12 protein-coding genes and 1 pseudogene are annotated in these 19027 nt (G+C 75.1%); 8 read left to right on the top strand and 5 right to left on the bottom strand.

The genetic code is table 11. The annotated features are described in order from the left end of the window. Window positions 1-193 precede the first annotated feature (193 nt). Window positions 194-769 (bottom strand): annotated as a pseudogene (locus tag OO54_RS49040) (EamA family transporter); the annotation flags it as partial. A gap of 61 nt (window positions 770-830) precedes the next feature. Here OO54_RS49040 and pdxR point away from each other — a divergent pair. The 5 genes from pdxR (at window position 831) to OO54_RS06180 (ending at window position 10020) form a co-directional block, all read left to right on the top strand. Beyond that, window positions 831-2270, top strand: a complete 1440-nt coding sequence (gene pdxR / locus OO54_RS06160; RefSeq protein ID WP_033201813.1) for a MocR-like pyridoxine biosynthesis transcription factor PdxR — start codon at window positions 831-833, stop codon at window positions 2268-2270. Window positions 2271-2563: 293 nt separating this feature from the next. Then, a complete protein-coding gene (locus tag OO54_RS06165; protein WP_033201814.1) occupies window positions 2564-4153 on the top strand; it encodes an alkaline phosphatase D family protein in 1590 nt (529 codons plus the stop codon). Window positions 4154-4290: 137 nt separating this feature from the next. Continuing rightward, window positions 4291-5673, top strand: coding sequence for an SWIM zinc finger family protein (locus tag OO54_RS06170; RefSeq protein WP_033201815.1), 1383 nt, complete (start codon window positions 4291-4293; stop codon window positions 5671-5673). 68 nt (window positions 5674-5741) lie between these two features. Next, window positions 5742-8471 carry a DUF7824 domain-containing protein gene (locus tag OO54_RS06175; protein ID WP_234439435.1) on the top strand — a complete coding sequence of 910 codons (2730 nt, stop codon included), beginning with the start codon at window positions 5742-5744 and terminating at the stop codon, window positions 8469-8471. Between the two features lie 76 nt (window positions 8472-8547). After that, window positions 8548-10020: a GNAT family N-acetyltransferase gene (locus tag OO54_RS06180; protein WP_033201816.1), complete on the top strand. Its 1473-nt coding sequence runs from the start codon at window positions 8548-8550 to the stop codon at window positions 10018-10020. Here the strand turns inward: OO54_RS06180 and OO54_RS06185 are convergent. Next, a complete protein-coding gene (locus OO54_RS06185) occupies window positions 9932-11158 on the bottom strand; it encodes a trans-sulfuration enzyme family protein (protein WP_033201817.1) in 1227 nt (408 codons plus the stop codon). The two genes, OO54_RS06180 and OO54_RS06185, sit on opposite strands and share 89 nt — an antisense overlap. 59 nt (window positions 11159-11217) lie before the next feature. On the opposite strand from OO54_RS06185, the gene OO54_RS06190 reads away from it, so the two are divergent. From OO54_RS06190 to OO54_RS06200, 3 genes are all read left to right on the top strand, one after another. Next, window positions 11218-11715 carry an Lrp/AsnC family transcriptional regulator gene (locus OO54_RS06190; protein ID WP_017241445.1) on the top strand — a complete coding sequence of 166 codons (498 nt, stop codon included), beginning with the start codon at window positions 11218-11220 and terminating at the stop codon, window positions 11713-11715. A gap of 49 nt (window positions 11716-11764) precedes the next feature. Next, window positions 11765-13468, top strand: coding sequence for a DUF885 domain-containing protein (locus OO54_RS06195; RefSeq protein ID WP_200146683.1), 1704 nt, complete (start codon window positions 11765-11767; stop codon window positions 13466-13468). Between the two features lie 86 nt (window positions 13469-13554). After that, window positions 13555-14004 (top strand): Lrp/AsnC family transcriptional regulator, encoded by a 450-nt coding sequence (locus OO54_RS06200; RefSeq protein WP_033201819.1) that lies wholly within the window; start codon window positions 13555-13557, stop codon window positions 14002-14004. Here OO54_RS06200 and OO54_RS06205 read toward each other — a convergent pair. The 3 genes from OO54_RS06205 to OO54_RS06215 all read right to left on the bottom strand — a co-directional run bounded on the left by OO54_RS06205 (window position 13994) and on the right by OO54_RS06215 (window position 19025). Further along, on the bottom strand, window positions 13994-17092 hold the full coding sequence (locus tag OO54_RS06205) for an AAA family ATPase (RefSeq protein WP_033201820.1): 3099 nt from the start codon (window positions 17090-17092) through the stop codon (window positions 13994-13996). The genes OO54_RS06200 and OO54_RS06205 overlap by 11 nt on opposite strands. Further along, window positions 17089-18258: an exonuclease SbcCD subunit D gene (locus tag OO54_RS06210; protein ID WP_033201821.1), complete on the bottom strand. Its 1170-nt coding sequence runs from the start codon at window positions 18256-18258 to the stop codon at window positions 17089-17091. Before OO54_RS06210 ends, OO54_RS06205 begins: the two co-directional genes overlap by 4 nt. Before the next feature lie 140 nt (window positions 18259-18398). Then, window positions 18399-19025, bottom strand: a complete 627-nt coding sequence (locus OO54_RS06215; protein WP_033201822.1) for a YigZ family protein — start codon at window positions 19023-19025, stop codon at window positions 18399-18401. Between the last annotated feature and the right edge of the window lie 2 nt (window positions 19026-19027).

Raw genomic sequence — 19027 nt, forward strand, 5'->3', positions numbered from 1 at the left:
CCACGGCGAGACCGATGAGCGCCGCCTCGACCGCACCCACGCCGCAGACGGCCGCGGTCAGCAGTTTCGGCCCCAGCAGCCGCAGCACGGGCACGGCGAGCACCGTGAACCCGACCTCGCCGGCCAGCGCCGCGACCGACCAGCCGATCCCGGCCGGGTCCGTCCGCCCCCAGCCCTGCACGGTGAAGGCGCCCGCCGCGACGAGGAGCGCCCCGTACAGCACGGCGGGGGCGGGCCTGCGGCCCTCGGTGAGCGGGACCAGGACGGCGACGACGACGGGGGCGCAGCCCACCAGGACACCGGGGACGGCCGGTTCGGCGGACCGCTCGGCGGCGAGCACCGCGAGGTTGAAGCCGACCATGCCCACGGCCGCGAGGGCTGCCAGGCGCAGCCAGTGACGCGGGGTCAGGAGCCGCAGCGGGGCCGACCCGCCGCGGCCGAGCAACGGGAGCAGGAGCAGGCAGGCGGCTCCGTAGCGCAGCGCCTGCCCGCCCGCGTACGGATAGGCGCCGAGCAGGCTGTTCGCGGTGAAGGAGGCGCCGACGAGGGCGTAGGCGACGGTGACCAGCAGGACCCCGCGCAGGGAGTTCGCGTTCATGCTCCCGACGCTAGAAAGCGGCGCGGCCCTCGTTAAGGTCCACTTGCCCGGCGCCATCGGGGACCACTTCCGGCGAACGGATCGGGCCGCCCCGGGGCGGCGGCCGGGGCGCTTCGGGTGGTCGTCCCGGCTGATGGCCGTCGTACGCGTCCCGCGGTTCCGTCGCGGCATACTCGGGTCGACGGACCGCAGGGGGCGGCGAGTTCACGCGGTGGAAGGGGCACGGTCCCGGATGACAGAGGCAGCGGAGAGGGCCGTTTCCGGTGCGGACGCTCCGGGGCAGCCCGCCTGGGAGCTGCTGCTTCCGGCCGCCGGCGCCCCGGCGCGACGGCGCGGCCGGGCCCTCCAGGAGGCGCTGCGCGACGCGGTGCGGGCGGGTCGGCTGGCGTCCGGGACGCGGCTTCCGTCGACCCGGGAGCTCGCCGCCGACCTGGGCGTCTCGCGCGGCCTGGTGACCGAGGCGTACGAACAGCTCACCGCCGAGGGGTACCTGCGCAGCGACCGGGGCTCGGGGACATGGGTGGGCGGGGCGGCCAGGGCTGCCGTGCCGGAGGCCCGCGACCTGGCCCCGCGCGCGCCGGGGGTGCGCGTCGACTTCCACCCGGGAACCCCCGACCTGTCGCTGTTCCCCAGGACCGCCTGGGGCGCGGCACAGCGGTCCGTCCTGGCCCGGCTGCCCCATCCGTCGCTCGGCTACCCCGATCCGCGCGGGCTGCCCGAACTGCGCGAGGCACTGGCCGCGATGCTGGCACGGCGGCGCGGTGTGGTGGCCGATCCGGAACGGCTCGTGGTCTGTTCCGGGGTGGCCCAGGCGTCGACCCTGCTGGGGTTCGTACTGCGGGCCAGGGGGCTGCGCGCGATCGGCATCGAGGATCCGGGCAGCCCCGAGCACGGGCGGCTGTTCGCCTCGACCGGCATGGACACCGTCTGGCTGCCGCTGGACGAGGAGGGGCTGAGCCCGGGGCCGCTCGCCGACTCAAAGGTACGCGCGGTCGTGGTGACGCCCTCGCACCAGTTCCCTTCCGGCATCAGCTGGTCGGCCGAGCGGCGCGGCGCGCTCCTCGACTGGGCGCGGGCGGTGGACGGATACGTCCTGGAGGACGACTACGACGGCGACTTCCGCTACGACCGGGCGCCCGTCGGGGCGCTCCAGGGGCTCGACCCCGAGCGGGTCGTCTACGCCGGCTCGGTCAGCAAGTCGCTCGCCCCGGGACTTCGGCTCGGCTGGATGCTGGTCCCGGCGGAGCTGCTCGGTGACGTCGTCGAACGCAAGCGGACGATGGACCTCGGCAACCCCGTGCTCGATCAGGCGGTGCTCGCGGAGTTCGTGACCCGAGGCGGCTACGACCGCCAGCTGCGCCACTGCCAACGCGCCTACCGGGAGCGGCGCGACGCCCTTCTGGCCGCCCTCGCGGAACACCTCCCCGGCACCCGGGTGAGCGGCATCGCCGCCGGACTCCACGTCATCGCGCGCGTACCGGGGCGCTTCGGGCCCTCCGCACGGTTCGTGAGCCGGGCCGCCGACGCCGGGGTGGCGCTGCGCCCACTGGAGGAGTACGGCACGGGACGGCACGACGACGGGGACGTACGGCTCGTCATCGGGTACGCCCACCTGTCGCCCTCCGCGATCGAGACCGGGGTACGGCTGGTGGCGGAGGCGGTCGGGGCGTGACGCGGCCGGGCGGGTGCCGGGCGTGACGAGCGCGAGGCGCCAGGGGCGTTGAGGCGGTCGGGTGGGGCACGCCGCACGCGACAGGGCGTGGCCGGGCGGGGCGAAGCCGGGCGAACGCCGGGTGACGGGCGGCTGAGCGGACCGCTCGGGTCGGCCTCCGGCTCCGCCGCACGTGCCCTCCGCCTCACGGGCGGGTGATCTGTTCACGCGGGGTTCGTGTGGGCGCCGTCCCCGGCCGTTAGGCATGCGACGGCGCACCACGATCGCCCGGAAACGACCTCGGAGGCCTTCCCATGTCCCACCCCGTGCCCGGTTCCCCCTCGCCCGCCCGGCGCAGTCTGCTGCGGGGTTCGCTGGCCGCATCGGCCGGACTCGCGCTCGGCGGCACCGGTCTGGCCTCACCTGCGTTCGCGCTGTCGGGCCGGCCGCGGGCCGAGTGGGGCGTGCAGACGGGGGACGTCACGGCCTCCTCCGGTCTGGTGTGGGTGCGGTCGGACCGGCCGGCGCGCATGGTCGTGGAGACCTCGGCGACCGAGTCGTTCCGGCGGGTGCGCCGGCACCACGGGCCGCTGATCGGGGCGGGCACGGACTTCACCGGCACCACGGCCCTGCGCGGCCTGCCGGCCGGCGAGCGGATCCACTACCGGGTCACGCTCGCCGACCCGGACGATCCGCGCCGCACCTCCGAACCGGTCGTCGGCACGTTCCGTACGGCGCCGGACCGGCGGCGCGACGGAGTCCGCTTCCTGTGGTCGGGGGACATCGCGGGCCAGGGCTGGGGCATCAACCCGGACATCGGGGGCTTCCGGGCGTACGAGGAGATGCGCCGGCTGGACCCGGACTTCTTCCTGTGCAGCGGTGACTCGATCTACGCCGACGGGGTCCTCCACCCGAGCGTGACCCTGCCCGACGGCCGGATCTGGCGGAACGTCACCACCCCGGAGAAGGCGAAGGTCGCCGAGACGCTCGACGAGTACCGGGGCAACTTCCGGTACAACCTGCTCGACCACAACGTGCGGGCCTTCAACGCGCAGGTGCCGTCGGTGGTGCAGTGGGACGACCACGAGGTGCGCAACAACTGGTACCCGGGGCAGATCCTGGACGACGCGCGCTACACGGAGAAGGACGTGGACGTCCTCGCCGCCCGCGCCCTGCGCGCCTTCGGCGAGTACACCCCGGTGTCCACCCTCCACGCGCGCGGTGGCGGGCGCGAGGGGCGGATGCACCGCGTGGTGCGGTACGGGCCGATGCTCGACGTGTTCGTCCTCGACATGCGCTCGTACCGGAACGCCAACTCCCCCGGCCGGCAGGCCGACGACACCACCGGCATCCTCGGCGCCGAGCAGCTGGCCTGGCTGAAGCGGGAACTGGCCGCGTCCACCGCCGTCTGGAAGGTGCTCGCCGCCGACATGCCGCTCGGTCTGGTGGTGCCCGACGGCGCGGCGAACTTCGAGGCGGTCGCGCAGGGCGACCCGGGCGCGCCGCTGGGCCGCGAGCTCCAGATCGCGGAGCTGCTGCGGTTCGTGAGGCACCGGCGGATCACCGGCACGCTGTGGCTGACGGCCGACGTGCACTACACCTCGGCCCAGCACTACACACCGGAGCGCGCGGCCTTCCAGGACTTCTCCCCCTTCTGGGAGTTCGTGTCCGGGCCGCTGGCGGCGGGCGGGTTCCCGGCGAACGCGCTCGACGGCACCTTCGGTCCCGAGCGGGTGTTCGTCCGGGCCGCGGAACGGGCCAACCTGTCGCCGATGGAGAGCCCTCAGTACTTCGGCGAGGTCGACATCGACGGCCACAGCGGCGAGCTGACGGTGCGCCTGCGGGCCGAGGGCGGCACGGTGCTGTTCAGCAAGGTCCTGCGGCCGGGGCTCGTGGGGCAGTAGCACCGGTCGACAGCGGGCCCGGAGCCGGCTCTGGTCACCGGCACCGCAGGGCTCGCCGGCCCGAGGAACCGCTCGCCGGCGGCGGGCCGGACGTCCGGCCCGGGTGACTGTCAGTGCCGGGGCCTACCGTTTCCCCCATGACGCGATCCGTACAGGCGCTCGCCTACGCACGGCCGTCCGCGCTGGAGTCATCGGGCTCCGGCCGGCGGCTCGGCCTGGAGACGGCAGGGGGCCTCACCCCCAGGGGCGTCGAGGCGCGTCCCCGCTTCTTCTCCGGTTTCCTGGCGGCGCCGCAAGTGGCCGCGCGGGGGCTGCTCGCGGTGGCCGACGTGGCCGGGGCCCGCTATGACCGGCGGGTGCGGGCGGGTTCGCTGGACCCGGTCGTGACGGGGAACGGGGACCGGCTGAGGTTCGAGTCGTTCTCCGGCTGTGGCGGGGTGTACGCGCGCCTGGACGTGCTCGACGAGGGGCTCGGCGGTACGGAGACGGGGCACGGGACCACCAACGTCGACGTCAACGACCCGCTGCGCGAGGCTCTGTCGCGGCTATCGGGGGACGAGCCGCTTCATCTGCGGGTCGGTCCCGAGGAGATGGCGGTGACCACCCTCGCTGGCGCGGTCGTGGAGAAACGGGTCCCGCTGCCGGACCGCTGGTTGCGGGGCTTCGCCGAGGCGCAGGTCGCGTCGGCCCGGTTCGACCTGCGGGCCGAGCCGGCCGTTCCCGAGGCCGTCCGGTTCCTCCGTTCCCTGCCGCGCTCGCAGGGCCGGGGACGGGGTCCGCTGTGGGTGGTGCCGTCGGGCCGGGCGCTGCGTCCGACGACCAGGCCAGGCGCGGGGGCGGTGTGTCTGCCGGGCTCTGACCGGCTCGTCGCCCTGGAGCGGGTCCTGCGGCACGCGACGGGGCTGCGCGTGTACGGCCCGGTGCCGGACGGCGCGGCCACGGCGAGCGCCTGGGAGGTGACCCTGCCGGGCATGCGGCTCACCCTGACGCTCTCGCCCGACCCCGCGCGGGGCTTCTCCGGCGAAGGCGGCGTCCTGGAGGCGCTGGCGACGGGCGACGCGGCACAGGACGCCGAGCTGGTCTCGGTGCTGCTGGCGTGGGAGCCGCGGATCGACCCGGCGGACCTCGCGGGGCGGGCCGGGCTCCCGGTCGACCGGGTGCGCGCGGCGCTGGTCAGGCTCGGCACGGCCGGTCGGGTCGGGTACGACGTGGCGGACGCCTCCTATTTCCACCGCGAACTGCCCTACGACGCGGACCGCGCCGAGCGCCACAACCCGCGCCTCGTGGACGCCCGCCGACTGGTGGCGGAGGGGGGCGTGGACCTCGACGGCGACCTGGCGACGGTGGCTTCGGGGGAACGGCGGTACCGGGTGCGGGAGTCGGGCGGGGTGCTCGGCTGCACGTGCCGTTGGTGGGCCGACCACCAGGGGCGGCGAGGTCCGTGCAAGCACGCGCTGGCGGTGTTCATGGTCCGGCGGGGCGCGACGGCCGCCGCGGCGGCACCCGGAGCGGCCCGGTGAAGGGGCCGGGGGCGCGCGAGAGGGAGCCGCGGGAGACCGAGAGGGCCATACGGAAGAAGGGGGACGCCGTGGGTGCGGGGAAGGTCGAAGTGACGGCGAGGGGCGAGGGGAGCGAGAAGGCCGTGGGGATCGAGAAGCTGGTCGAGGCGGTACGCGCGGGAAGCGCCGAGGAGGTGCCGGCTCTGCTGAATCCGCTGGGAGCCGCCGAGCGGAGGGCGGCCCTCGCGCACTTCAAGGCGCTGCGTACCGAGGTGCGTCGGTGGACCGGGCGTGAGCGGGAGGCGGCCGGGGTCCAGCGCGCGCTGTACGTCGCGGGGGCCGGGTGTCACCCGGGGGTGGCCGCGGCGGCGACCTGGCTGGGCGGGCGCGATCTGCTGCCCTGGCGCTCGCAGGACGGCGACCTGGTGCTCCGGGTGATCGGCGGGCAGACGCCGGAGTGGCTGGCCGAACTGGCCGGCCGGCTCGCGGCACGGCCGTCCGTGGCGGAGGACAGTTACGGGCTGATCCGCGGTCTGGTGGAGCGGTCCGGACGCGCGGTGCCGGAGTCCGACGGCTACGTCCGGGCCTGGGCGCGTGAGGTCACTCCCGGTGGCCGCCGGTGGCTGCGGCCGGAGGAGGCCTCCCCGTCGCTCGTGGAGCGGCTGCGGGCGGATCCGCAGACGCCGGTCCTGTTGGTCCACGCCCTGTCGATGCCGGAGCCGCCCGAGCAGGTGACCTGGGCGGCCGAGGAGGATTCGCCGCGGCACTGGCCGACGGCGGCCGTGACGCTCGTCGGGGAGGGTGTGGTGGACCGGACCGAGGTCCTGGACGCCACCGTGTCCCGGCTGCTGAGGGGAGGCCGCCTGCACGACCTGCGGTTCCCGTGGGAGGTGTTGCGGCTGTCGGCGCCGACGGCGGACGAGTTCCGGGAGCGGATCGCGGACCTGGTCGGGATCGCGGCGGACGCCCCGTCGCCCGTCGCGGGGTACGCGCAGGAGGTGCTGGCGGGTCTCGCGGTCGACGGGTCGCTGTCGACCGCCGCGCTGGCCGAGCTGACGTCCGCGGTGCTCTTCCGCACCGAGAAGAAACTGGTCCAGGCGCAGCTGGTCCTCGTCGGCAAGGTGCTGACGGGGGACCCGGGCGCGGCGGACGCGCTGCTGCCCGCCGTGGCGGAGCTGTTCGGGCACGAGGACACCGCCCTCCAGGGACGGGCGCTGAAGCTGGTGGGCCGTCATCTGTCCGCCGTGGAAGCCTCGGTGCGGAACGAACTGGCCGGACAGGCCGATCTGCTGAGCCCGGCCCACCGGCAGGCCGCGGTGGAGCTGTTCGGGGACGCCCTCGCGGCGGAGAGCCGGGTTCCGTACGAGGAGGTCCTGCCTCCCGTGCCGGCGCCCCGGCCGGTCGCCCCGTCGGCGTCGACGGTCGAGGCGCTGGTGGAGGACCTGCTGGCGAAGGGGGTCTCCGACGATCCGGTGCGGTTCGAGCGGGCCTTCGACGGGCTGGTGCGGCACGCGCATCGGGATCGGGAGGGGGTGACGCGGGCGGTGCGGGAGGCGTTCACGACCGGGGACTGGGAGCATCCGCACTACTTCACGCACCGGTCCCACGGGCTGCACGCGGTGCTCGCGGGTCTGCTCGGGATCGCGGATCCCCGATGGGTCGAAGCCCGGTCGGCGCGCGGCGGGGAGACGCCCGACTGTCTTCACCAGGCCCTGACGGAGATCACGGACACCCGGCTGTGGGAGGCGGCCGCGCTGATCGGTACGGACGCGCTGCCCTTCCTCCTCGCCGCGCCGACCCGGGAAGGTGGCGGTATCGACCCGGTGGTGCTCGCGGAGCGGCTGCGCGCCTATCGGGACGCCGGGGTGGAGCCCGCGCCGGCGGATCTGGCGCAGGCCCTGCTGAGGGTGTCGCGGAGCGGGCCCGACGCCGGGCGCGCGGCGGGTGAGGCGGAGGCGCTGGGCACCGCGGCCGGGCGACGGCTCGCCACGTGGCTGCTGACGGAGGCACCGCCGGCGGCGACCGTGCGGTTCCTCCGGCGGGAGGAGGACCGGACGCTGCTGAGATGGTGGATGTGGGACCGGCTGGTCGTCGACATCGCCGACCGTGCGGTGATCCGGGAGGAGTTCCCGGCGGCCTTCCGGTGGCTGGGCGGCACGCTGGAGGCGACGCCTCGCCGCTGCGGGCACTGGGTCGAGGGCCAGGAGCACTGGACGTCGGTCCTGCCGGCCGACCGCGAGGTGCTGGCGGCCTGCGTCCTGCCGTCGCTGGCGTGGGTGGTCAACGGTTCGCGGGAGTCGGCCGAGTGGCTGTCCGGGATCGCCGAGGGTGAGGGCCGGGTGGGGCGTGCCGTCGCGCTCGCCGTGGCGTTCGGTCTCGGTGCCGGTGACGCGGACGACCGGCTGCGCGCGGTGGACGCGCTGCTCGTGCTCGCCGCCCGGGGCGATCTGGACGCGCACGCGGTGGGTGAGGAGCTGGGGTGGCTGGTCGCCGAGGGCACGGTCAAGCCGAACCGGCTGGCGGACTCCGCCCGGACGGCGGCGGTCACCGGGGCGTACGGGACGGTCTGGGCGGTCCTCGCGGCGGCGCTGCCGGCTCCGCTGGCCGCCGACAAGCCGGTCCGGGGGCTCGGCGAGCTGCTCGCGGTGGCGGCCGACTGTGTCGAGCGGTGCGGGGCGGGTGGCGTGCCGTCGGGGCTGGTCGAGCTGGTGGCGCGGGGCGGTTCCACGCAGCTCGCCACGCAGGCGAGGCGTCTGCTGGGCGCACTCCGCCACGGCACCGATCAGGCCAGGACAGAAACGGCTCGAATCGGTCGTTAAGGCGCCAGATCGCCGCTTAACCCGTCAGTCACAAAGCGTTCGTGATCACGCAACACCGCTGGGTCACAGTGAAGGCATGACCGATGTGACGTCTTCGAAGAGCACCCGCCGCCCGCACCACTGGCGGCACGACCTGATCGAGCTGGCCGCGCTGTTCACCGCCGTGGTGGTGGCCGACACGATCGCCAAGACCATCGCCAAGGGCCCCGACGGCCCCTACCTGCTGGTGTTCTCGGCGATCGCGCTGGTCGCCACCGCCGCGTTCCACACCTGGTGGGCGCGCCGCCACGGCCATGCCAGTCATGCCCCGCCCGGTGATGACACGAGCGGTGTCACCGGCGGGCGCTCCACCACCACCCCGGCGGCCGACCGCCGCGGTGACACCGGCGAGGCGGACGAGGACCCGGCGGCGGACGGACCCGCGAACTCCGGCGGGACGAGCCTGTGGCGGATGCGGACCACCGTCGCGGACACCCCGGGCAGCCTCGCCGCGCTCTGCACGGTCCTCGCCCGCCAGGGCGTGGACATCCTCACCCTCCAGACCCACCCGCTCGCCGACGGCACGGTCGACGAGTTCCTGCTGCGCGCCCCCGCCGGACTCTCCGCCCAGGACCTGGCCCGCGAGACCGCGGCCGCCGGCGGCCGGGACACCTGGACCGAGCGGGCCGACGCCCATGACCTGGTGGACACGCCCACCCGAGTCCTCGGCCTGGCCACCCGTACGGCGCTCGACGCGGCCGAACTCCCGCTCGCGCTGCGCCAGCTGCTCGGCCGCTGCACGCTCCACTCCGTGCCCGCCGTCTCGCTCACCGGCCGCCCCATCGGCGAACAGGCCCCGGTCGAGGGGGTCCTGGAGGAGACCGTGATGCGCCTGCGCGACCCGCACGGCGGCACGATCATCGTCGAGCGGCCCTACCTGCCCTTCACCCCGACGGAGTTCGCGCGCGCCCGCGCGCTCGTCGAGCTCGACGCACGGCTCGGACCGCGCGTCCCGCGCGGCCAGGACGTGCTGACCCTGCCCGAGGGCAACGAGATCACCGTCCGCCGCGCCGACCAGCGCGACCTGGTCGCCGCGCGGGCCATGCACGACCGCTGCTCGGCCCGCACCCTCGGACTGCGCTACCACGGCCCGGTGGGCGACGCCGACCGGTACCTGGACCACCTGCTCAGCCCCCGTTTCGGGCGCACCCTCGCCGTGCAGACGACCTCCGGCCGTCTCGTCGCCCTCGGCCACCTGCTGTGGGACGGCGACGAGACGGAGGTGGCGCTGATGGTCGAGGACGACTGGCAGCGCCGCGGCATCGGCTCCGAACTCCTCGGCCGCCTCGTGGCGATGGCCGAGGAAGCCGGCTGCGACAGCGTGTACGCCGTGACGCAGTCCTCCAACACCGGGATGGTGGCGGCCATGCGGGCGCTGAGCCTCCCCCTCGACTACCAGATCGAGGAGGGCACCCTGGTGATCACCGCCCGGCTGGCCTCGGGGTCGCGTCCGGCAGCCCGGCCCCCGCAGGAGCAGTGGCACGAGGGGGTCCGGCGGGCGGAGCGCTGAGCGCCTGGGTCAGGTCCCGCCACAGGTCCTCGACGTCCTCGAGGCCGACGGACATCCGCAGCAGCCGGTCGCTGACGCCCGCGGAGCGCCGGTCTCCCTCGGCCACGATCCGGTGGCTGATGGAGGCCGGGTGCTGGATGAGGGTGTCGACGCTGCCGAGGCTGACCGCCGGGGTGATGAGGCGTACGCCTGCGATGACGTCGTGCGGGTCCCCGTACACCTCGAAGGCGATCATCGCGCCGCCGATCCGCGGATAGTGGACGCGGGCGATCCGGGGATCGGTGGCGAGCCGCCGGACGAGTTCGGCGGCCGAGGCGGACGCCGCCCTCACCCGTACGGGCAGGGTGGACAGGCCGCGCAGCAGCAGGTAGCCGGCGAGCGGGTGCAGCACCCCGCCGGTGGCGAAGCGGATCTGCCGGAGGGTACGGGCGAACTCCTCGTCGCAGGCCACGATCCCGCCCATGACGTCGCCGTGGCCGCCGAGGTACTTGGTCGCGCTGTGCAGCACGACGCGGGCGCCCTGCTCGACGGGCCGCTGGAGCACCGGGGTGGCGAAGGTGTTGTCGACCAGGAGCGGCACGGAGCCGCAGGAGTGGGCGAGGGCCCGGACGTCCGCCTCGGCGAGGGTCGGGTTGGCGGGCGTCTCGACCATGACGAGGCCGGTGTCGGGCCGGATGGCGTCCGCGACGCCCGCCGGGTCGGTCCAGGTCACCTCGGTGCCGAGCAGTCCGGTGTCCAGGAGGTGGTCGCTGCAGCCGTAGAGCGGGCGGACCGCCACGACGTGACGCAGGCCCTGGCCGGTCCGGGCGAGCAGGACGGCGCTCAGGGCGGCCATGCCGCTGGCGAAGGCGACGGCGGCCTCGGCGCCCTCCAGCCGGGCGAGTGCCTCCTCGAAGCGGGCGACGGTCGGGTTGTCGAGCCGGGCGTAGACCGGCGGCCCTTCGAGGCGGGCGCCGGTGGTGGCGAACTCGTCGATCCGGGCGGCCTCGGCCCGGGCGTCGTACGAGGGGTAGGTGGTGGACAGGTCGAGCGGCGGGGCGTGCAGCCCGAGTCCGGCGAGGTCGTCGCGGCCGGCGTGCACGGCTTCGGTGGCGAGGGCCCTCGGGGTGACCGAGGGGCCGTAGTCCATGGCGTCCATGGCGGCACTGTGAACGGATACCGGGAAGTAGCGAAAAATGACCGTGCTACGTTCGGCAGATGGCTGATTCTGTCGTACTGGACGCGATCGATCTTCACATTCTTCGCCTCCTGCAGAACGACGCCCGGAGCACCTACCGCGAACTCGCGGCCGATGTCGGCGTGGCGCCCTCGACCTGCCTGGACCGGGTGGCCCGACTGCGGCGCACGGGCGTGATCCTCGGACACCAGCTACGACTGGATCCGGCCAAACTCGGCCGAGGACTCGAAGCGTTGCTTCTCGTCCAGGTTCGCCCTCACCGGCGGGAACTGATCGGTCCGTTCGTCGACCGGATCCGGGCCCTCCCCGAGTCACGGGCCCTCTTCCACCTGACGGGCCCGGACGACTACCTGGTGCACGTGGCCGTCGCGGACCCCGCCGACCTGCAACGACTCGTACTCGACGAGTTCACCTCGCGCCGCGAGGTCGCCCGCGTCGAGACCCGGCTGATCTTCCAGCAGTGGGAGTGCGGGCCGCTGCTGCCGCCCGGACCGAGCCCCTCCTTGTCAGCCGACTGAAGCCGGACGAGGGTGACGCGGGCATGCCGGAGGCATCAGGATGGCCCCCATGCCAGAGACTTCCAGCAGCCCGCTGCCCCGCCAGGTCGCCGACGACCACGTCGACGCACTCATCGCCCTCGACCCGATCACCGGTACGTACCTGGGAGTCAAAGAGAGCGCCGGACTGCTGCCCGACTTCTCGCCCGCCGGGCAACGCGCCGTCGCCGACCTCGCACGACGCACCCTCGCCCGGCTCGACGAGGCCGAGCGCACCCCCGGCGCCGACGACGACGTCGAGCGCCGTTGCGCCCGACTGCTGCGCGAGCGCCTGACGGCCGAACTCGCCGTCCACGAGGCCGAGGAGGGCCTCTGCGCGGTGAGCAACATGCGCTCGCCCGCGCACAGCGTCCGCATCGTCTTCACGGTGATGCCGACCGAGACCGAGGAGGACTGGACGGCGGTCGCCTCCCGTCTGCGCGCCGTCCCCGCCGCCCTGGAGGGGTACCGCTCCGCCCTCGAACTCGGTCTGGAGCGCAAGCTCTTCGGCGGTCCCCGGCCCACCGCCACCTTCATCGACCAGCTCACCGAGTGGTCCGGCGGGTCGAGCGGGAAGCCCGGCTGGTTCGAGGAGTTCGCCACCTCGGGCCCGGACTCGCTGCCCGCCGGGCTCCGCACGGAGCTCGCGACGGCCGGCAAGGAGGCCACCGCGGCCGTGGCGGCGCTGCGGGACTGGATGCGGGACGTGTACGCCCCCGCCGTCGCCGGCGCGCCGGACACGGTGGGCCGCGAGCGCTACCAGCGCTGGACCCGCTACTTCAACGGCACCGACCTGGACCTCGACCAGGCGTACGCGTACGGCTGGGCCGAGTACCACCGGCTGCTCGCGGAGATGCGGACCGAGGCCGAGCGGATCCTGCCGGGCGCCGGCCCCTGGGAGGCACTCGCGCACCTCGACGAGCACGGCACGCACATCGAGGGCACCGAGGCGGTCCGCGTCTGGCTCCAGGAGCTGATGGACGAGGCCATCGAGGCGCTCGACGGCACCCACTTCGAACTCGCCGACCGCGTGCGGCGGGTGGAGTCCCGGATCGCCCCGCCGGGCGGCGCCGCCGCGCCGTACTACACCGGCCCGTCCGAGGACTTCTCCCGTCCCGGCCGGACCTGGCTGCCGGTCGACGGCACCACCCGCTTCCCGGTGTACGACCTGGTGTCGACCTGGTACCACGAGGGCGTGCCCGGCCACCACCTCCAGATCGCGCAGTGGGTGCACGTCGCCGACCGGCTCTCCCGGTACCAGGCGACCCTCGGCAAGGTGAGCGCCAACGTGGAGGGCTGGGCGCTGTACGCGGAGCGTCTGATGGACGAGCTCGGCTTCCTGCCCGACGCGGAGCGGCGTCTCGGCTACCTCGACGGCCAGATGATGCGGGCGTGCCGGGTGATCGTGGACATCGGCATGCACCTGGGTCTCGAGATCCCCGCCGAGTCGCCGTTCCACCCGGGCGGGACGTGGACCCCGGAGCTCGCCCAGGAGTTCTTCCAGCTGCACAGCAGCCGTCCCCCGGCCTTCGTGGAGAGCGAGATGACCCGCTACCTCTCGATGCCGGGCCAGGCGATCGGCTACAAGCTGGGCGAGCGCGCCTGGCTGCTCGGCCGCGCCAACGCGCGGGCGGCGCACGGCGACGCGTTCGACGCGAAGGCCTGGCACATGGCGGCCCTCTCGCAGGGCTCACTGGGCCTCGACGACCTCGTCGACGAACTGTCGCGCCTCTGAGGGGGCCCCGAAGAGCTCTTTCCGGATCATGAGAATCCCCGGCTGATCACTTGATCGGCCGGGGATTCCCCTGCAATGTCTGCTCCATGAGTACCGATTACACCCCGGATGCCACCGACTGGCGCATTCTCGAAGCGCTGCAGTCGGAGGGCCGCGCCAGCTTCGCCGAGCTCGCCCGTGCCGTGTCGATGTCGCCGTCCGCCGTGACGGAGCGGGTGCGACGCCTGGAGGAGGCCGGGGTGATCGCCGGGTACACCGCGATCGTCGACCAGGACCGGCTGGGGCTGCCCATCCTCGCCTTCGTACGGCTGCGCTACCCGCACGGCAACTACAAGCCGTTCCACGACCTGCTCGGCGCCACGCCCGAGGTGCTGGAGGCCCACCACGTCACCGGCGACGACTGCTTCGTCCTCAAGGTCGCCGCCCGCTCGATGAAGCACCTGGAGGAGATCTCCGGGAAGATCGCCACGCTCGGCTCGGTGACGACGAGCGTCGTCTACTCCTCGCCGCTGCCCCGGCGCGCCATCAGCCGCTGAGCGCGTCCGCGCCGGTCCGCAGCCGCACCGCCGAGCCGTCCCGCGCCTTGACGACCTCCAGCTGGGCGGGGATGCGGCGGCGCAGATCCCCGACGTGGCTGACGATGCCGACGCTGCGGTCGCGCTCGCGCAGCGAGTCGAGGACGTCGAGGACCTCGTCGAGGGTCTGCTCGTCGAGACTGCCGAAGCCCTCGTCGATGAACAGGGTGTCGAGCCGGACGCCGCCGGCCTCGTCCGTGACGACGTCGGCGAGGCCGAGCGCGAGGGCGAGGGAGGCGAAGAACGTCTCGCCGCCGGAGAGCGTGGCGGTGTCGCGCTCGTTGCCGGTCCAGGCGTCCACGACGTGCAGTCCGAGGCCGGCCCGCCTGCCGCCCGAGCGGGCGTCGGAGTGGACGAGCGTGTAGCGGCCCGCGGACATGCGCTGGAGGCGGGCGGTCGCGGCGGCGGCGACCTGTTCGAGCCGGGCGGCGAGGACGTACGACTCCAGGCGCATCCGGCGCTCGTTCTCGGCGGAGGTGCCGGCGGTGAGGGCCGCGAGCCGGGCCACCCGGTCGTACTCCTCGCGCAGCGGCCCCAGGCGGCGGACCTCGGTGGCGGCCTGGCGGGAGAGCGCGGTCAGCCCGTCGGCCCGTTCCCGCGCGGCGGACAGGACGGAGGCGGCGTCGCGCAGGGCGCGTTCCGCCGCCGTGTGGGCCGCCCCGGCCGCGGCGGGATCGGCGGGCGGGAGACCGGCGGCGGCCGCGGTGCCGGGCTCGGCGAGCCGGTCCGCGACGGCGGCCTCCTCGGCCTGCCAGGCGTCCACGCGCTGCTGGAGGGTGCGGCGCTCGGCCTCGCCGAGCAGCGCTCCGGCCGCCTCGTCCGGGGTGGTGAACCCGGCGCGGTAGGCGGCGTCGGCAAGCCGGTCGTCGGCCTCCTTGAGCCGCTGTGCCGCGAGTTCGGCGGTGCGTACGGTTCCGGCGGCGTCGGCCAGGAGGGCGATCCGCCGCTCCAGGCGGGTGGCGTGTTCGGCCACGGTGGCGAACGCGCCGCGTCCCCGGACGAGTTCCTCGTCGAGCGAGGACTGCTCCCGGTCCAGCGCCTCGCGCCGCGAGGTCCGCGCGGCGACCCGCCGCTCGGTCTCCCGCCGCGCGCCGGCCCGTTCCTCGTACTCCCGCTCGGCCCGCGCGAGCGCCTCCCGCGCCCCATGCGTCTGCGCGGCGAGGGCGTGTGCCTCGGCGTGCAGCCGGGCCAGTTCCTCGACCTCGCGGGTGAGTTCGTCGACGGTGGGCTCGTGCGGGACGGCGGGGTCGCCCACGGAGGCGGCCCGGGCGGGCGCCGTCGCCGCCTCGGCCGTCGCGGCGGCCGAGGGCCCGGCCGTGACCTCCGCGCGGGCCGCGGACCAGGCCTCCCGGGTGCCGGCCAGCTCGCGTTCGGCGGCGGTACGGGCCTCCTCGGCGTCGGCGTAGAGCGCGTAGGCCGCCTCCTCCGCGGCGCGGTCGACGTGGTCGGCGGTGGTGCGGGCGGGCGCGGGATGCTCCATGGAGCCGCAGACCTGGCAGGCGTCGCCAGCGACGAGGGCGACGGCCAGTTCGGCGGCGATGCCCTCCAGGCGGCGGGACTTGACGTCGAGCCAGCTCTCGTGGGCGGTGTTCCGGCGCTCGCGGGCGTCCGCGAGGCGGCCCTCGGCGGCCCGGGTGGAGCCGGCGAGGGCGTCCCGGCGGCGGGCGGCGGCGAGCCGTCGGCGGGCGGGTTCGAGGCGGCCCGCGAGGTTCTCGGCGCGGGCGGCGGCGTCGGTCGTGGCCTCGACGCGGTCGACGAGCGCGGCGCGGCGCGGTTCCCAGCCGGCGAGCCAGCCCGCCGCGTCCTGGAGGGCGTCCTCGTCGGCGCGCGCCTCCCGGCCCAGGACGGCCAGCTCCTCGGCGATCACGGCGGCGCGGCGTTCTGCGCGGCGGGCCGCTTCGAGGCCGCCCAGCTCCTTGCGCAGCCGGTGTTCGAGCGTCGAGAGGTGCTCGGCCCCGGCGTCGGAGAGGTCGGCGGGCAGCAGCGCGCGGGAGCGGTCGCGGGCCGCGTGGGCGGTGGTGTGCTCGCGCTCGGCGTCCCGGCGCAGGCCGAGGGCGGGCGCCACCCGGTCGGCCCTGAGGCTCCGGTCGAGGGCGGCCTGGTGTTCGTCGCGCTGCGGGGCGTGTTCGGTGAGCCGGGCGTGGCGCCGGAGGGCGTCGGCGTGCCGGGCCTGGCGGGTCGCGAGGTCGTGTGCGGCGTCGAGTGCGGCGCGCGCGGCGGCCTGGCCGGTCTCGGCCGCGGTGAACCGTACGGCGGCGATGTCGAGGGCTTCGCGGGCCTCGGTGCGGGCGACGGCGGCCCAGGCGAGGGCGGCTTCGGCCAGTCCGGGGTCGCCGGGGCGGCCCTCGACCGGCGTGCGGGCCGCGTCGAGGCCGCTCGCGGCCTGGGTCATGCGGTGGGTGAGGGTCAGCAGCCGCGTGTCGCCCTCCTCCACCTGCTGGAGGGCGGCACGCCGCAGGTCGGCGAGCCGCTCCTCGACGGCGGCGAACCGGCGGGTGTCGAAGAGGCGGCCGAGGAGGCGGCCCCGGGCTTCGGCGTCGGCGCGCAGGAACTTCGCGAAGTCGCCCTGCGGGAGGAGGACGACCTGGCAGAACTGCTCGCGGCTCATGCCGACGAGCTGGGTGATCTCCTCGCCGATCTCCTGGTGGGAGCGGCTGAGGCCGGCCCATTCGCCGGTGGCGGAGTCGTACTCGCGCAGCCAGGTCTGGGCCTTCTCGGTGGTGAAGCCGCCGCCGCGCTTCTTGGGGCGCTGCTGGGCGGGGCGCCGGGTGATCTCCAGGCGCCGCTCCCCCACCGTGAGTTCGAGGAGGACCTCGGTGGAGGTGCCGACGGCGGCGTGGTCGCTGCGCAGCGAGGTGCCGGGCGTCTGGCGGACGCCGGGCACGCTGCCGTACAGCGCGAAGCAGACGGCGTCGAGCACGGAGGTCTTGCCGGCGCCGGTGGGGCCGTGGAGGAGGAAGAGCCCGGCCGACGAGAGGGCGTCGAAGTCGACGGACTGGGTGGTGGCGAAGGGCCCGAACGCGGTCATCTCCAGGCGGTGCAGCCTCATCGGCCGGCCTCCCGCTCGGCCGTGTCGACCCGTACGTCGTCGAACGCGCCGTACAGGACGGTCCGTTCGGCCCCGTCGAGGGGGGCGCCGCCGCGCACATGGGCCACGAAGTCCTCCGCGATCTGCTGGTCGCTGCGGTCCCGGAGCCGCTGGGCGTAGGAGGCGCCGGTGTCGTCCGCGGTCCGCTCGGGGTCGAAGACGAGGTGCAGGGTGTGCGGGAACCGCTCGGCGAGCCGGGCCATGGGCTCGGCGGGCCGTACCGGGTCGGTGAGGGTGGCCTCGACCCACGCCTGCTCGTGGGGCGTGAGCGCGGGGTCGACGAGGAGGTCGTCGAGCCGGCCGCGGATGCGGGCGAGGGGGCGCGGGACGGGGCAGTCGAGGCGTACGGACTCGGTGATCGTCCCGTCCGCGCCGAGGTCGATCAGCCACATCGTCTTGCGGTGGTCGGTCTCGGAGAAGGAGTACGCGAGGGGGGAGCCGGAGTAGCGGACGCGTGGGGTGAGGGTCTGGCTGCCGTGGAGGTGGCCGAGGGCGACGTAGTCCACGCCGTCGAAGATCCCGGCCGGAACGGCGGCGACACCGCCGACGGTGATGTCCCGCTCGCTGTCGCTGGGCTCGCCGCCCGCGACGAAGGCGTGGGCCAGGACGACCGAGCGGGTGCCCGCGGGCCGGGTCGCCAGGTCGGCGCGGACCCGGTCCATGGCCGCCGCGAGCACGGCCTCGTGGCCGGCCTTGGCGGCGCCGAGCCGGTCGCGCACGAGGGCGGGTTCGAGGTAGGGCAGGCCGTAGAGGGCGACCTCGCCGTGCTCGTCGGCGAGGACGACGGGGGTGCCGACGCCGGCCGGGTCGGTACGGAGGTGGATGCCGGCCCGCTGGATGAGTCCGGCGGCGACGCCCAGGCGACGGGCGGAGTCGTGGTTGCCGGAGATCATGACGGTGGGCACCCCGGCCCCGGCGAGCCGGTGCAGCGCGGTGTCGAAGAGCTCGACGGCGGGCAGCGGGGGCACGGCCCGGTCGTAGACGTCCCCGGCGACGAGGACCGCGTCGACCTCGTGCGCGTGGACCGTCGCCACGAGGTGGTCCAGGAAGGCGGCCTGCGCGTCGAGCAGGCCGACCCGGTGGAAGGACCGGCCGAGGTGCCAGTCCGAGGTGTGCAGGAGCCTCACGATGCCGTCCCACCCCGCATGTGCGCCGCTCCTCGCCGCTCGTTCCCGTCGTGTGCGGCCTCCACGCTATCCCGGCCGGAGGGGTGGCCGGGGCCGACCGGGAGAGGACGCCCGTGCGTACGCCGGGGAGGTTGCGCGTGTCACGCGTCGCCGTACGCCTCTCCGCCGAGTTCGAACACGGCGGTGCCCGCCGTCGTGTCGGCGAGCCAGGCGCGGAAGGCGGGGACGTCGCCGTCGGGGAGGCCGATCTCGATGGTGACGGCGTCGGCGTAGTGGACGTCACGGACGGCGCGGCCGGTCGCGCGCAGGTCGTTCTCCAGCTTGCCCGCCCGCTGGTGGTCGACGGTGACGGTGGCGAGCCGGAAGCGCTGCCGGGTCACCGTGCCGAGCGCGTCGAGGGCCTCGCCGACGACGCCGCCGTACGCGCGGATGAGGCCTCCCGCGCCGAGCTTCACGCCGCCGTAGTAGCGGGTGACGACGGCGGCGACGTACCGCATCTCGCGGCGGAGCAGCATCTGGAGCATGGGGACGCCGGCGGTGCCGCCGGGCTCGCCGTCGTCGCTGGCCTTCTGGACGGAGGCGTCGGCGCCGAGGACGTACGCGAAGCAGTTGTGGGTGGCTGTCGGGTGCTCCCTGCGGATGCGCGCGACGAACTCCTGCGCCTCCCGCTCGTCGGCGACGGGCGCCAGCGCGCAGAGGAAGCGCGAGCGGTTGATCTCGGTCTCGTGCACGCCCTCGTGGGCCAGCGTGCGGTACTGCTCCTGCATCC

It is taken from the genome of Streptomyces wedmorensis (assembly GCF_000716445.1).
Classification (GTDB): Bacteria; Actinomycetota; Actinomycetes; order Streptomycetales; family Streptomycetaceae; genus Streptomyces; species Streptomyces wedmorensis.